Annotated in this window: 17 protein-coding genes; 8 read left to right on the top strand and 9 right to left on the bottom strand. The window is 68.2% G+C overall.

Going from position 1 to position 12569, the window contains the following annotated elements:
• Window positions 1-74: 74 nt before the first annotated feature.
• Both NP4_RS12375 and NP4_RS12370 read left to right on the top strand, forming a co-directional pair.
• On the top strand, window positions 75-752 hold the full coding sequence (locus NP4_RS12375; RefSeq protein WP_067996664.1) for a potassium channel family protein: 678 nt from the start codon (window positions 75-77) through the stop codon (window positions 750-752).
• On the top strand, window positions 749-1417 hold the full coding sequence (locus tag NP4_RS12370) for a potassium channel family protein (RefSeq protein ID WP_067996661.1): 669 nt from the start codon (window positions 749-751) through the stop codon (window positions 1415-1417). Before NP4_RS12375 ends, NP4_RS12370 begins: the two co-directional genes overlap by 4 nt.
• A gap of 3 nt (window positions 1418-1420) precedes the next feature.
• Here the strand turns inward: NP4_RS12370 and NP4_RS12365 are convergent, their stop codons facing one another.
• The 3 genes from NP4_RS12365 to NP4_RS12355 all read right to left on the bottom strand — a co-directional run bounded on the left by NP4_RS12365 (window position 1421) and on the right by NP4_RS12355 (window position 3358).
• Window positions 1421-2023: a sigma-70 family RNA polymerase sigma factor gene (locus NP4_RS12365; protein ID WP_082875810.1), complete on the bottom strand. Its 603-nt coding sequence runs from the start codon at window positions 2021-2023 to the stop codon at window positions 1421-1423.
• Window positions 2024-2207: 184 nt separating this feature from the next.
• Window positions 2208-2927: a DUF3159 domain-containing protein gene (locus tag NP4_RS12360; RefSeq protein ID WP_082875791.1), complete on the bottom strand. Its 720-nt coding sequence runs from the start codon at window positions 2925-2927 to the stop codon at window positions 2208-2210.
• Window positions 2928-2932: 5 nt separating this feature from the next.
• Window positions 2933-3358 carry an OB-fold nucleic acid binding domain-containing protein gene (locus tag NP4_RS12355; protein WP_245997985.1) on the bottom strand — a complete coding sequence of 142 codons (426 nt, stop codon included), beginning with the start codon at window positions 3356-3358 and terminating at the stop codon, window positions 2933-2935.
• 209 nt (window positions 3359-3567) lie between these two features.
• On the opposite strand from NP4_RS12355, the gene NP4_RS12350 reads away from it, so the two are divergent.
• A complete protein-coding gene (locus NP4_RS12350) occupies window positions 3568-4284 on the top strand; it encodes an alpha/beta fold hydrolase (protein WP_067996658.1) in 717 nt (238 codons plus the stop codon).
• A gap of 58 nt (window positions 4285-4342) precedes the next feature.
• Window positions 4343-4795: a nuclear transport factor 2 family protein gene (locus tag NP4_RS12345; protein ID WP_067996655.1), complete on the top strand. Its 453-nt coding sequence runs from the start codon at window positions 4343-4345 to the stop codon at window positions 4793-4795.
• Here the strand turns inward: NP4_RS12345 and NP4_RS12340 are convergent.
• Both NP4_RS12340 and dut read right to left on the bottom strand, forming a co-directional pair.
• Window positions 4781-5650: a DUF3710 domain-containing protein gene (locus tag NP4_RS12340; protein ID WP_067996652.1), complete on the bottom strand. Its 870-nt coding sequence runs from the start codon at window positions 5648-5650 to the stop codon at window positions 4781-4783. The two genes, NP4_RS12345 and NP4_RS12340, sit on opposite strands and share 15 nt — an antisense overlap.
• Window positions 5651-5652: 2 nt before the next feature.
• Window positions 5653-6147, bottom strand: coding sequence for a dUTP diphosphatase (gene dut / locus NP4_RS12335; RefSeq protein WP_082875790.1), 495 nt, complete (start codon window positions 6145-6147; stop codon window positions 5653-5655).
• Between the two features lie 79 nt (window positions 6148-6226).
• Here dut and NP4_RS12330 point away from each other — a divergent pair, with 79 nt between their 5' ends.
• A complete protein-coding gene (locus NP4_RS12330) occupies window positions 6227-6700 on the top strand; it encodes a DUF3093 domain-containing protein (RefSeq protein ID WP_067996645.1) in 474 nt (157 codons plus the stop codon).
• A 138-nt stretch (window positions 6701-6838) separates the two neighbouring features.
• Here NP4_RS12330 and NP4_RS12325 read toward each other — a convergent pair whose 3' ends face one another.
• On the bottom strand, window positions 6839-7141 hold the full coding sequence (locus NP4_RS12325) for a DUF4193 domain-containing protein (protein ID WP_062504973.1): 303 nt from the start codon (window positions 7139-7141) through the stop codon (window positions 6839-6841).
• A gap of 445 nt (window positions 7142-7586) precedes the next feature.
• Here NP4_RS12325 and cei point away from each other — a divergent pair, with 445 nt between their 5' ends.
• Complete coding sequence (gene cei / locus NP4_RS12320; RefSeq protein ID WP_067996877.1) at window positions 7587-8267, top strand: envelope integrity protein Cei; 681 nt, start codon at window positions 7587-7589, stop codon at window positions 8265-8267.
• On the opposite strand, the gene NP4_RS12315 is transcribed toward cei, so the two are convergent.
• Window positions 8264-9184 (bottom strand): inositol monophosphatase family protein, encoded by a 921-nt coding sequence (locus tag NP4_RS12315; protein ID WP_067996642.1) that lies wholly within the window; start codon window positions 9182-9184, stop codon window positions 8264-8266. The two genes, cei and NP4_RS12315, sit on opposite strands and share 4 nt — an antisense overlap.
• A 142-nt stretch (window positions 9185-9326) precedes the next feature.
• Between NP4_RS12315 and ppgK the strand changes: the two genes are divergently transcribed.
• Together ppgK and NP4_RS12305 are read left to right on the top strand one after the other, a co-directional pair.
• A complete protein-coding gene (gene ppgK / locus NP4_RS12310; protein WP_067996640.1) occupies window positions 9327-10085 on the top strand; it encodes a polyphosphate--glucose phosphotransferase in 759 nt (252 codons plus the stop codon).
• A gap of 213 nt (window positions 10086-10298) precedes the next feature.
• Window positions 10299-11681 carry an RNA polymerase sigma factor gene (locus NP4_RS12305; protein ID WP_067996637.1) on the top strand — a complete coding sequence of 461 codons (1383 nt, stop codon included), beginning with the start codon at window positions 10299-10301 and terminating at the stop codon, window positions 11679-11681.
• A gap of 75 nt (window positions 11682-11756) precedes the next feature.
• On the opposite strand, the gene NP4_RS12300 is transcribed toward NP4_RS12305, so the two are convergent.
• Together NP4_RS12300 and NP4_RS12295 are read right to left on the bottom strand one after the other, a co-directional pair.
• A complete protein-coding gene (locus NP4_RS12300; protein ID WP_067996634.1) occupies window positions 11757-12026 on the bottom strand; it encodes a Txe/YoeB family addiction module toxin in 270 nt (89 codons plus the stop codon).
• A 4-nt stretch (window positions 12027-12030) separates the two neighbouring features.
• A complete protein-coding gene (locus NP4_RS12295) occupies window positions 12031-12513 on the bottom strand; it encodes a type II toxin-antitoxin system Phd/YefM family antitoxin (protein WP_067996631.1) in 483 nt (160 codons plus the stop codon).
• Window positions 12514-12569: the final 56 nt, after the last annotated feature.

Here is a 12569-nt window from a genome sequence, read left to right as displayed (position 1 = left end):
GATCATCAGCGGGTACGGTTGCGCGGATAACGAACCAGACCGCACACCACGGTTTTCGAATTGGGGATGACACGGTGTACGTAGTGATCATGGGGTGCGGCCGGGTCGGCTCATCGCTCGCGCGCGCCCTGGGCCGGATCGGGCACGAGGTTGCCGTGATCGATCGCGATCCCAGCGCATTTCTGCGGCTGGGCAAGGATTTCACGGGCGAGCGCGTCACCGGCGTCGGCTTCGATCGCGATGTGCTCCAGCGTGCGGGCATCGAGCGGGCCGGCGCGTTCGCGGCCGTGTCCTCCGGCGACAACTCCAACATCATCTCCGCCCGGGTCGCCCGCGAGACCTTCGGCGTCGAGCGGGTGGTGGCCCGCATCTACGACGCCAAACGGGCCGCGGTGTACGAGCGACTGGGCATTCCCACCATTGCCACCGTTCCGTGGACGACCGACCGGTTCCTTCGCACCATCATCGGTGACGACGCCGCCGCGGGGTCCAGCTGGCGCGATCCGACGGGCACGGTCGCGGTCACCCAGCTCACCCTGCACGAGGATTGGTACGGCCGTACCGTGCGGGATCTCGAGGACACCACCGGCGCACGGGTGTCCTTTCTCATCCGGTTCGGCCAGGGCGTACTGCCCAACAGCAAGACTGTGCTGCAGGCCGACGACGTCGTCTACGTCGCCGCCACGTCCGGCTCCGTCGGCGAGACCGTCGCGCTCGCCGCCACCGCACCTTCGAACGAGGATCAGTCGTGAAAGTAGCGATCGCGGGAGCCGGGGCCGTCGGCCGCTCCATCGCCCAGGAACTGTTACGCGGCGGCCACGAGGTGACGCTGTTGGAACGCCGCCTCGATCACATCGATCAGGTCGCGGCCCCGGCCGCGACGTGGGTGCACGGGGACGCCTGCGAGCTGGAACTGCTCGAGGAGGCGGGACTGCAGGATTTCGAGGTGGTCATCTCCGCGACGGGCGACGACAAGGTGAATCTGGTGTTCAGCCTGCTCGCCAAGACCGAATTCGGCGTGCGGCGGGTGGTGGCCCGGGTCAACGATCCGCGCAACGAGTGGCTGTTCGACGGGTCGTGGGGCGTGGATGTCGCGGTGTCGACACCGCGGCTGCTGGCCTCGCTGGCCGAGGAGGCCGTCTCGGTGGGTGATCTGGTGCGTCTGATGACGCTGCGCCAGGGTCAGGCGAATCTGGTGGAGATCACGCTGCCCACCGATACCGCACTGGCCGGACGGGCCGTGCGGACCCTGGCGTTGCCGCGCGACGCGGCGCTGGTGACGATCCTGCGCGGCGGGCGGGTGATCGTCCCGCAGCCCGACGATCCGCTCGAGGGCGACGACGAGCTGCTGTTCGTGACCTCGATCGAGGCCGAGGACGAGCTGCGAAAGACATTGGGCGTCAACGGGGGCAACTGACGCTCAGGACGCGGCGGCCAGCTGGGCGCGCAGCTTGTTCAGCGCCCGGTGCTGCATGACCCGCACCACGCCCGGGCTGGTGCCGATGGCCTCGGCGGTCTGAGCGGCCGTCCAGCCCAGCACGATTCGCATGACCAGCACCTCGCGATGCGCGGGGGCGAGGATCTGCATCAGATCGCGGGCCGCGCGGCGCTGCTCGGACACCAGAGCCATTTCCTCCGGACCCGCGGCCGGGGAGGCCTCCTCGGGGAATTCCGCGACCGGATAGGCGGGATGCTGCTGGGCGCGGCGGAACGCGTCGGCCACCTTGTTGGCCGAGATTCCGTACACGAAGGCCAGAAACGACTTGCCCTGATCGCGGTAGCGCGGGATGGCCTGCACGGTCGCGATGCAGATCTCCTGGGCGATGTCGTCGGCGGTGACCGACATGTTGTTTCCCGCGCCGACGCGGGCCGCGCAGTAGCGGCGCACCAGCGGGTGCACGATCTTGATGATCTCGGTGACCGCCTGCCGGTCACCGGCGGCGGCCGGTCCGATCAAGCGATCCAGCTCCGCGGCGGCCCGGCGGCTCTCCGAATTCGCGGCGCCCGGCCGTTCCGGTCGCACCCCGCGGCCCTTCGGTCGCTCCTGCGACGCCGCCACCGTGTTGTTGTCGGTACCCACTTTGCCGGATCCTTTCGCCTGATCTCGTTCTCACGAAAATCGTGCGATTTTCCGGCCTCGCGAAATAGCCACCCCAGGGGTGGGTTCACCCCCACCTCCGGCTGTACGAAGGTGGTTCCGAATGGGTTCAATCGCGTGTCGAGCCAGCGGGCAGATGGCCCGCCTTGCGCACCGCCCACACCGTGACCAGCAGCGCGACCGCCGTCAGCGGCCAGCCCATGGCGATGCGGGCGACCGCGAGCAGGCCGGTGCTGTCGGTGTCGTAGAAATGGTGTTGGACCAGGTACCGGGCGCCGAACACCACCACCCAGACCGCGGTGGCCAGATCGTAGAGCCGCAGCGCGCGGCGATCGGCGCGCCAGTCGTTGCCGTGCCCGTTGAGTACGCCCCAGATCACACCGGCCAGTGGCCAGCGCACCAGGATCGAGATCAGGAACACACCGCCGTAGACCAGGCTGGCCCAGATGCCGAAGAGGAAGAACCCCTTGGCCGCGCCCATCCGGTAGGCGATGAACGCGCAGACGCCCACGCCCAGGAAGCCGGAGATGGCCGGCTGGATCGGATTGCGACGGACCAAGCGCCACACCAGGATCGCGGCCGCGACACCCAGCGCCGACCAGATGGCGGCGGTGAGTCCGAACAGCGCGTTGGCGGGAACGAACACCACCACCGGCAGGGTCGAGTAGATCAGACCGCTGATGCCGCCCAGCTGCTCCAGCAGGGTCTCCTCCAGCGCCTCCTCGGCCTCGGGGTCGAGCTCCTCGGGCTGCACGACCGGCAGCACGGCGGTGGGCTGGTCGTCCGAGGCGCGGTAGTCGGCGTCCTCGTCCTTGCTGGGTATCGGCATATGTGTCAGGAGTTCCCGCGTAGTTCGTAGTAGGGGTTGTACATCACCTTGGCGCCATCGCGATCGCCGATGCGGCCGCGGACCAGGATACGGCGTCCGGGTTCGATTCCCGGAATGCGCCGCCGTCCGATCCACACCAGCGCCACGGCGTCGGTCCCGTCGAAGAATTCGGCCTCGAGTCCACCCGTCGACGCGGTCGAACAGGTCTCCACGCTGCGCAGCCGTCCGAGCATGGTGACCTCCTCACCACGCCGGCAGTCCGACGCCTGACAGGCGCCCGACGCCTCGGAGGTCTCGGCCAGTTCCTCGGCGTCGAGTCGGTCCAGGTCCGCGGTGAGCCTGCGGCCCAGCCGGCGGAAATAGCCGCTGTCGGGGCCCGCCTTGGTTTCAGCGGTACCGGATCCCGCCTTGTTCCTGCCCGTGAAAGGCATTTTCGCAACACTTCCTGCACTGCTGACGGCGTGGGTCGCACGTCGTCGGTCCCACTGGACCGGCCGATTGGCCGCTCACCGCCAACTGTAGATGGGGTCCCGGAGAGCTGCCACGCGGCCCGGAACCGTGCGTCCGGCGGACGGCACCACCTGTGATTACCCACGCCCGCCTCCGCCGAACCAAGCGGTGTGCCGCGTAGGCTCGGCGCGTGCCCGACCTACCCCGCCCCGCGCTCGTCGTCGCCCTGCCCGGCACCGGGTCCGACGCCGATTTCGCGCGCCGCGCCTTCGGACCCGCCTGTGCCGCACTGGATCTGCCGTTCCTGGCGGTCGAACCGGATCCGCGCGCGGTGGTCGACAGCTGCCGCGCGGCGCTGGATACCGCGGCACGTTCAGGGGCGGTGCTGGCGGCCGGAATCTCATTGGGCGCGGCCATCGCATTGGAGTGGGCCGTCACACATCCGGACTCCGCCTTCGGGGTGATCGCCGCCCTGCCCGCCTGGACCGGCGTCGACACCGCCGACTGCCCCGCCGCCCTCAGCGCCGCGAGCACCGCGGCCCAACTACGCGCCGACGGTCTCCAATCCGTCCTCGCCCGCATGCGCGCGAGCAGCCCGCCCTGGCTCGCCGAGGCCCTCACCCAATCCTGGACCACCCAGTGGCCCCATCTCCCCCAGGCCCTCGAGGAGGCCGCCGCCTACCCCTGGCCCACCCCCGAAACCCTTGCCGCCCTGACGGTCCCGGCCGCCGTGGTCTCCGCCATCGACGACCCCGTCCACCCCCTCCCCGTCGCCGAACAGTGGGCCGCCCACATCCCCACCGCCGAGTTGATCCGAATCACCCTCGACGACCTGGGCACCGACCCGGCCGTCCTCGGCTCCCGCGGCCTGACCCATCTCATCCCCCGCCACGCCGTCCACCGCTGACCCGCGCTTACCTCACGGGTAATCGACGCGTGCGATCCTGTTCGGCACAGTCGTCGGCATGAGCGAAACCGCATCGACCACCCGCACGATCGTCGAGGAACTGCTGCGTCGGATCGGCGGGGGCGATCCCGAGGAAATCGCCGAAATGTATGCGCCGCAGAGTGATTGGCAGCTCGATTGGCCTGAGACGGAGCATGGGCGGGCGGCCACGCCGTGGATTCGGCATCGGGTCACGCGGGCCGATGCGGCCGAGCACTTTCGGGAGATCGGGCGGCATCATGTGGCCGAGGAGGCGGGGACCGTGGTGGAACGGATTCTCGTCGACGGCCCGGATGCGGTGGTGCTGGGCGAGATTCGGCAGACCGCGCGGCCTACCGGACGCGCCTATCGGTCTCGCTTCGCACTGCATCTGACCGTGGTGGACGGGCTGATCACCCGTCACCACGTCTACGAGGACAGCCTCGCCGTGGCCCAAGCCTTCGACGAGGCGTCTCGTTCAGTTCCGGCGTAGCTGCTGCATCGCCGAGCCCTCGGTGCCGCGGCGCGGACCCTGCTGGTCGGGGCCGACCGCGGGGAACTGACCGGTGGCGTGGGCCTGGGCGGCCGCGGCCTGAGCCGCGAGCGCGTCCTGCTGGGCCTGGATCTGCTGCTGGTGCGCCGCGATGAGCTGGTCGGCCAGTTCCTGCGGGAGCACCACCGGCAGCGGCTCACGGACCGGCAGGGGCTCGTCACCGCGCCGGACGATGGTCTCGCTGAGGATCGTGCGCGCGGCGTTCACCAGCGGCTGGCCCTCGTCGGCGGCCCCGCTCGGGCCCGCGGCGACCAAGCGCACCATCCAGCGGTAGCCGTCGACTCCGATGAAGCGCAGATCCGCGCCCTCGGTGACCGCGTGCAGCTCCCGGCCCCACGGACCGTTCTGGATCGAGACCTGCGCCCCGTCCGCGCGCAGCGAATCGGCGAGATCGGCCGCGACCGAACGCCATTGGCCCGGCGACTTCGGCGCGGCGTACGCGGCCACGGTGAGCCGCCCGTGCTGGGTGGCCAGGTGCACCGCCTGCGGCGTCCCGTCGGGGGTCATCTCCACCTGCAGCTGACCGCCCGGCGGCACCGGCAGGATCACCGAGCCGAGATCCAGTCGCTGATCGGCGACCGTGCCGACCAGATCGGAGACGTCCTCGTAGTCGTAGGGCCCGCCCTGCGGGCCGTCCCCTGCGGGCGCGGCGTCGTATCCGCGCCGCCCCTGGTCGCGGTCGTAGCGCGGCCCCCGGTACTCCGGTTCCGCGTAGCCGGACTCCTCGTATTCGTCGTCGTACGCGTACTCGTCGTAGCGTCCGTCGTCTCCGGAACTCTTCTTCCGTCCGAACATCGTCATGCCTCCTTGCCGACCGGACCCGCATCGGACGGCGCGGTCAGGCTGGCGTGCCCGCCGCTGGATCCGTAACCACCCGCGCCACGCGAGGTTTCGTCGAGCCGGTCGACCTCTATGAAATCGACCAGCTCCACCCGCTGCACCAGCAATTGCGCAATCCGGTCGCCGCGCCGCAACTCGATAGGGGTGCGCGGATCATGGTTGATCAGGCAAACCTTGATCTCGCCCCGATAGCCGGCGTCGACCGTGCCGGGGGTGTTGACGATCGACAGGCCGGTCTTGGCCGCGAGGCCGGAGCGTGGATGGATCAGGCCCACCGTGCCGATCGGGAGCGCCACGGCGATACCGGTGCCCACGAGCACCCGCTCGCCCGGCTCCAGGATGACGTCCTCGGTGGTGCACAGGTCCACGCCCGCGTCGCCCGGATGTGCACGGGTGGGCACGGGGATGCCGGGATCGAGCCGCAGCAGTTGTATGGGTGGAATACCGGTCACGTACAGCGAGCCTACGCGTTCACCATCCGGAGTACTGACCTAGTCTGATGTCGTGTCCGACCCGTCCCCACAGGTGACCATGCAGCCCACCGAAACCGCCGCACCCGTCTACTCCGAGCGCCTTTGGGTGCCGCTGTGGTGGTGGCCCATCGGCCTCGCCATCACCGGTCTGCTGGCGGCCGAGATCCATATGGGCGCACCGGGGATCAGGGCCTGGCTGCCGTATGTGTTGTTGCTGCCGATTCCGGTGTGGGCACTACTGTGGATGAGCCGTCATCGCGTGGAAGTTACGCGCGATACCGCGGGAACCCTCGAATTGCGCGCGGACCGGGCACATCTGCCGGTAACGTATGTGGCCCGGGCGACCGCGGTACCCGCCAGCGCGAAAAGCGCGGCACTGGGCCGCCAGCTCGACCCCGCCGCCTATGTGCAGCATCGGGCCTGGATCGGCCCCATGGTGTTGCTCGTTCTCGACGACCCGGACGACCCGACGCCGTACTGGCTGGTGAGTACGCGTCGGCCCGAGCGGGTCCTGAAGGCGCTCGGCCTCTGATCGGCCGAGCCGGACCGGTGGGTCCGGTTGATGCTCGGTCCGCGACGGGCTGTGCCGAGACCGAACGGGTCTTGTCCGCGCTCGGCGTACCGAGCGCGGGCTGACGAAATAACCCGTTGTGAGAAGTTGCCCCGGCCCTCAGGCCGCGCAGTCCATGCAGATCATCTGGCCGCCCGCCTCGGTGGCGAGTCGGCTGCGGTGATGAACAAGGAAACAGCTGGAGCAGGTGAACTCGTCGGCCTGTTTCGGGATCACCCGGACCGACAGCACTTCCTCGGACAGGTCCGCGCCGGGAAGCTCGAACGACTCCGCGGTATCGGATTCGTCGATATCCACGACGGCGGACGCGGCCTCGTTGCGACGAGCCTTCAGCTCCTCCAGCGAGTCTTCCGACACGTCGTCGGATTCACTGCGCCTCGGTGCGTCATAGTCGGTTGCCATGTCGTCTTCCCCTCGTCCTTACTCCGTATATCCCGGGCCGGGCCCCTCCTCCCCGATTCCCGCCGGGAATCGGGGCGGCGAGCACCGCCCCGCCGTGGTGTACGTCACGTGTACACCGTTCGCCGACCGGGCCGGATCTCGAGAACCCGTACCGGATCGCGCTCGGACAACGCAGGGCATGCCCTGGTTGTTCCCGAAATCGAGCCCCTGATTCACATCAGTCGATTCGAATCGGCCGCCAGACAATAGCGGACGGCGGGGCAAAAGTCGCAATCAAAACACAAGCGAGCCGAAACCGACAGGCAATCGTCACCCCGACGGTCGCACGCTCGCCATTCCGTGCTCGATCCTGACGCGAATCGTTACCAGGGCGATATCCAGCTCACACCCGGCACGTCGGTGTCCGCGTGCACGTTCCGGGCCCGCCAACACCTAAGGTATGCATGTGGTTTCACTGATCACCGCAGGCAGCGCGGTCGACGACAAGGGGCGGCCCTTCCTGCGCCGCCGCTACCAACCCTGGGTCGCCCTGGTCGCGATCCTGGCCCTGATCTGCGCGATCGTGTGGATCAAGGCCCTGACCACCGAGGGTAAGAGCCATGCCGCGATGACATGCAACTCACCCTCGCCGGCTCAGGACCCCAACGCGCCGCAGCAGCCCGCGCCGCTGGGTCAGCGGGTGTCCTCCTCGCGCCTGCACGATGTCGAGCCCGCGCCGCTGGCGCAGTCCAAGGTGCGCATCTACAACGCGTCGGGCCAGCGCGGCCTGGCCGAGCACATCGCCTCGCGTCTGAGCGACTACGGCTTCGCCAGCCCGCCCGCGCCGGTGTTCGCCAACGATCCGGTCTACGTCAACGGCGATCTGGAATGCACCGGCCAGATCCGCTTCGGGGTCAACGGCCGCCCGGCCGCGGCCTCGGTCCAGCTGATCGCCCCCTGCGCGGAGCTGATCGAGGATCAGCGCACCGACGATTCGGTCGACCTGGCCCTGGGCTCGCTGTTCGGCAACGACGTACATCCCGGCACCGATGCCGAGGAGGTGCTGAAGTCGCTGAAGAATCCGGCCCCGGGCGGACCGGCCATCGACTCCAGCCTGCTCGACGCCGCCCGCAAGGGACACTGCTAGTTCTCCGGAATCGCCTCCGACACACCGAGGCGCTCGAAGAGGGCGAGCAGTTCGTCCGCGATGCCGGGCGCCACGGCCACGGTCAGCTCGCCGGTCTTGCTCACCGAGCCCGGCGGCGGCAGCACCAGCCGTGCGCCCGCCTCGGCGGCGATCAGGGCCCCCGCGGCCCAGTCCCAGGTGTTGAGGCCGTGTTCGTAGTGCGCGTCGGCCTGTCCCGAGGCGACCATGCACAGATCCAGCGCGGCCGAGCCGACGCGGCGAATGTCGCGCACGTGCGGCAACACCTCGGCGACCAATCGACCCTGCCGGGCGCGCCGGGAAGACCCATAGCCGAATCCGGTGGCCAGCAGCGTCATCTCGAGCGAATCGAGGGCGTTGCAGCGCAGGGCGATCGACGTACCGTCCGGATCGTCGCGGTGCGCGCCCGCCCCCAGTCCGGCGCTGTAGGTGACCGACCGCGCGACGTCCACCACGGCCCCGGCCAGTGAGCGTCCCGCCCGCATGGCGGCGACCGAGACCGAGTACGCCGGGATGCCGTACATGAAGTTCACGGTCCCGTCGATCGGGTCGACCACCCAGACGATCTCCGCGCCGGTGTCGTCCAGGCTGCCGCCGCCCTCCTCGCCCAGCACGTGCTCGCCGGGCCGCAATTCGGCGAGCAGGCCGCGGATGAGCTGCTCGGTCTCGGTGTCGACGACCGTGACCGGATCGGTCGGGGTGCTCTTGGAGCGCACCGCGTCCTCGGCGCGGCCGCTACCGAACACCTCGGGTCGGCGGGTGCGCACGTGCGCGGCGGCGGTCTGCGCCAGATGGATTGCGACACGACGCAATTCGGCGACTTCGGCGGGATCGGACGGTTGCCGGTCGAGGGCATCTGCGGCGGGGGCCGGGCGGTTGGATTCGGGCACGACATCCATCGCAGCACAGATCCTCCCGGCCGCGCATTAGGCTTGTCGCGCACGACACAGATCGGTTCGTCGGGCAGCCCATCACACAACGCCGTGTAACGTGCCGCGCGCATTTGTTTTCGCCCGGCACCAGAGGGAACGAGGAGTCTCAATGTCCGCTCGGGGACAAGCATTCGGCATCGACATCGGTGGCAGCGGCGTCAAGGGCGCGCTGGTGGATCTGGAAACCGGCGATCTCGTGCGCGACCGGATCAAGTTCGCGACACCGCATCCGTCCACCCCGAGCGCTGTCGCCGAAACCGTGGCCAAGCTGGTGGCCCAAGCCGAGTGGGACGGACCGGTCGGTATCACAATGCCCAGCGTCGTGGTCAACGGCATCGTCCGCACCGCCGCCAATATCGATAAGACCTGGGTCGACACCGATGCGGCCAAACTGTTCTCCCTGGCCCTGGGCGGCCGCGATGTCGTGGTGCTCAACGACGCCGACGCGGCGGGTATGGCCGAGGACCGGTTCGGCGCGGCGCGCGACATCTCGGGTCTGGTCATGCTGCTGACCTTCGGCACCGGCATCGGCTCGGCGCTGCTGTATCACGGCACGCTGGTTCCCAATACCGAATTCGGCCATATCGAGGTCAAGGGCAAGGAGGCCGAACATCGCGCCGCCTCCTCGGTGAAGGAACGGAAAAACCTGTCCTACAAGCAGTGGGCGGCCGAGGTGACCAAGGTGCTGGTGACGCTGGAGAACCTGGTCTGGCCCGATATCTTCGTCGCCGGCGGCGGTATCAGCCGCGACGCCGAACACTGGATTCCGTTGCTGGGCAACCGAACTCCGGTGGTAGCGGCCCATCTGCGCAATACCGCGGGCATCGTCGGGGCGGCCATGGCGGTCACCGCCGGTGTCGCGCCCTGACCCCTCATCCGGTGTCTACCATCCGGGAATGCTCGTGTCACCAGCGAGGTGTAGACACGAGCATTCCGTTTCGGTCGTTACAATGGAACGCATGACCGGCGGTAGGCCGGAACCGACACCGGCACGAGAGCCGGATGACCCCCGACAGAACCGCTCCGCCGGAAGTTTCCACTCTGGCGTGACGCCGCACGAGACCGTCACGAAAGGGCGTACGTGGTAGCCACGAATACCCGAGAGACCGCCGAATCGGCAGAAGCCGCCGACTCCGCCGAAGGCCCCACCGCAGCACGGCCGGTCAAGAAGGCTGCCGCGAAGAAGGCTCCGGCCAAGAAGGCCGCCGCGAAGAAGGCGCCCGCCAAGAAGGCCGGCGCCAAGGCCGCCGCCAAGAAGGCCCCGGCAAAGAAGGCCGGCGCCAAGGCCGCGCCCGGCGCCGAGGGCGAATCCGAAGAGATCATCGACGAGGAGTCGGTCGATCTCGACGACCTCGACATCGATGTCTCCGAGGACGACTTGGCAGAGGATGCCGAGCTGGTCGAGGAAGAGGTCGCCGTCGAGGAGACCGAGGACGAAGAGGCCGAGGAGCCGTCCGAGAAGGACAAGGCCTCCGGCGATTTCGTCTGGGACGAGGAGGAGTCCGAGGCGCTGCGCCAGGCGCGCAAGGACGCCGAGCTCACCGCCTCCGCCGACTCGGTCCGCGCCTATCTCAAGCAGATCGGTAAGGTCGCGCTGCTCAACGCCGAGGAGGAGGTGGAGCTCGCCAAGCGCATCGAGGCCGGGCTCTACGCCACCGAGAAGTTGCGCGAATTCGCCGAGAAGGGCGAGAAGCTGGCGGTCGGCCCGCGCCGCGATCTGCAGTGGATCATGCGCGACGGCAACCGCGCCAAGAACCATCTGCTCGAGGCGAACCTGCGTCTGGTCGTCTCGCTGGCCAAGCGCTACACCGGCCGCGGCATGGCGTTCCTGGACCTCATCCAGGAAGGCAACCTCGGTCTGATCCGCGCGGTCGAGAAGTTCGACTACACCAAGGGTTACAAGTTCTCGACCTACGCCACGTGGTGGATCCGCCAGGCCATCACTCGCGCGATGGCCGACCAGGCCCGAACCATCCGCATCCCGGTGCATATGGTCGAGGTCATCAACAAGCTGGGCCGTATCCAGCGCGAACTCCTGCAGGATCTGGGCCGCGAGCCCACCCCCGAGGAGCTCGCCAAGGAAATGGACATCACGCCGGAGAAGGTGCTGGAGATCCAGCAGTACGCGCGTGAACCCATCTCCCTGGATCAGACCATCGGCGACGAAGGCGATTCGCAGCTCGGCGATTTCATCGAGGACTCCGAGGCCGTCGTCGCGGTCGACGCCGTCAGCTTCACCCTCCTGCAGGATCAGCTGCAGTCCGTCCTCGAGACGCTCTCCGAGCGCGAGGCGGGCGTGGTCCGCCTGCGCTTCGGTCTCACCGACGGCCAGCCGCGCACCCTGGACGAAATCGGCCAGGTCTACGGCGTCACCCGCGAACGCATCCGCCAGATCGAATCCAAGACCATGAGCAAGCTCCGCCACCCGAGCCGCTCGCAGGTCCTGCGGGACTATCTGGACTGAGTTCGATTCACGAATCGGGCCGCCGAGCATCCGCTCGGCGGCCCGTTCCTCGTTCAAGGGGTTCCACATCGGACCCTAGCCGTCGTAGTGGCCACCCACCTGCACGATCACGATCTCGGCATCAGTGACGTAGTAGATCAAGCGGTGTTCCTGGGTGATACGACGAGACCAATGGCCAGCCAGTTGGTGCCGTAGCGGCTCCGGCTTGCCGACGCCGGCGAAGGGGTCCGCAAGTGCAGCATCGATCAACTTGTTGGTCGCCTTCAAGATCGCGCGATCCCGGGCCAGCCACCCTTCGTAGCTTCGCCATCCCTGAGCGGTAAAAGTGAGTTTTCGATCCGCCACGCGGTCATGCCTTCCGCAGTGGGGGTGTCGCTTTCGAGGAGGACGGACGTCGACCGCGGTCCTCGCGAACGATTGCGACGTCAAACCCCTTCTCCCGCAATTCCTTTCCTACCTGCTTCTTCGCCTCCGCCACAGCCGTGCCCTCGACGCCTGCGGCGTAGAACTTCTCGGCTATCGCCCAGAGAAGCTCGCCGGCCTCCGCCGGGGCCACCGCGGGTGGCTTCGATTCCTCCGTGTCCGGATCGATCAGAGCGTGGGTTTGAGTACGTCCTTCACGAGCGTCCTGGGCAGAGCGCAGTAATTGTTCACCCCCGTGGGTCTGCAGCACGTACAACGTCTCCATGAGCGAGTTCCAATCGGATTCGGCCACGAGGACCGCGTTCTCGCCGGTCTTGGTGACGACCGTCAAAGGATCGTGATCATCGTTGACCTGCTGAACCAGGCCGAACAGCTTTTGACGGACGGTCGAGATCGGTAGCGAAGGCATTCTGCTCCCCTTGTTCAGAGTCGTACGAGATATTGTACGCCTCATACGTACGATAT

It is taken from the genome of Nocardia pseudobrasiliensis NBRC 108224 (assembly GCF_001613105.1).
GTDB classification, from domain to species: Bacteria; Actinomycetota; Actinomycetes; order Mycobacteriales; family Mycobacteriaceae; genus Nocardia; species Nocardia pseudobrasiliensis.
This window is presented reverse-complemented; position numbering and strand designations above follow the sequence as displayed.

Bases quoted from the DNA above. Each gene is read 5' to 3' on its own strand.
- NP4_RS12345 (WP_067996655.1), top strand. From the start codon at position 4,343: ATGAGCGAAACCGCATCGACCACCCGCACGATCGTCGAGGAACTGCTG.
- NP4_RS12315 (WP_067996642.1), bottom strand. From the start codon at position 9,184: ATGGATGTCGTGCCCGAATCCAACCGCCCGGCCCCCGCCGCAGATGCC.
- NP4_RS12325 (WP_062504973.1), bottom strand. From the start codon at position 7,141: ATGGCAACCGACTATGACGCACCGAGGCGCAGTGAATCCGACGACGTG.
- NP4_RS12360 (WP_082875791.1), bottom strand. From the start codon at position 2,927: ATGCCGATACCCAGCAAGGACGAGGACGCCGACTACCGCGCCTCGGAC.
- NP4_RS12340 (WP_067996652.1), bottom strand. From the start codon at position 5,650: ATGTTCGGACGGAAGAAGAGTTCCGGAGACGACGGACGCTACGACGAG.
- NP4_RS12295 (WP_067996631.1), bottom strand. From the start codon at position 12,513: ATGCCTTCGCTACCGATCTCGACCGTCCGTCAAAAGCTGTTCGGCCTG.
- NP4_RS12355 (WP_245997985.1), bottom strand. From the start codon at position 3,358: ATGCCTTTCACGGGCAGGAACAAGGCGGGATCCGGTACCGCTGAAACC.
- ppgK (WP_067996640.1), top strand. From the start codon at position 9,327: ATGTCCGCTCGGGGACAAGCATTCGGCATCGACATCGGTGGCAGCGGC.
- NP4_RS12330 (WP_067996645.1), top strand. From the start codon at position 6,227: ATGCAGCCCACCGAAACCGCCGCACCCGTCTACTCCGAGCGCCTTTGG.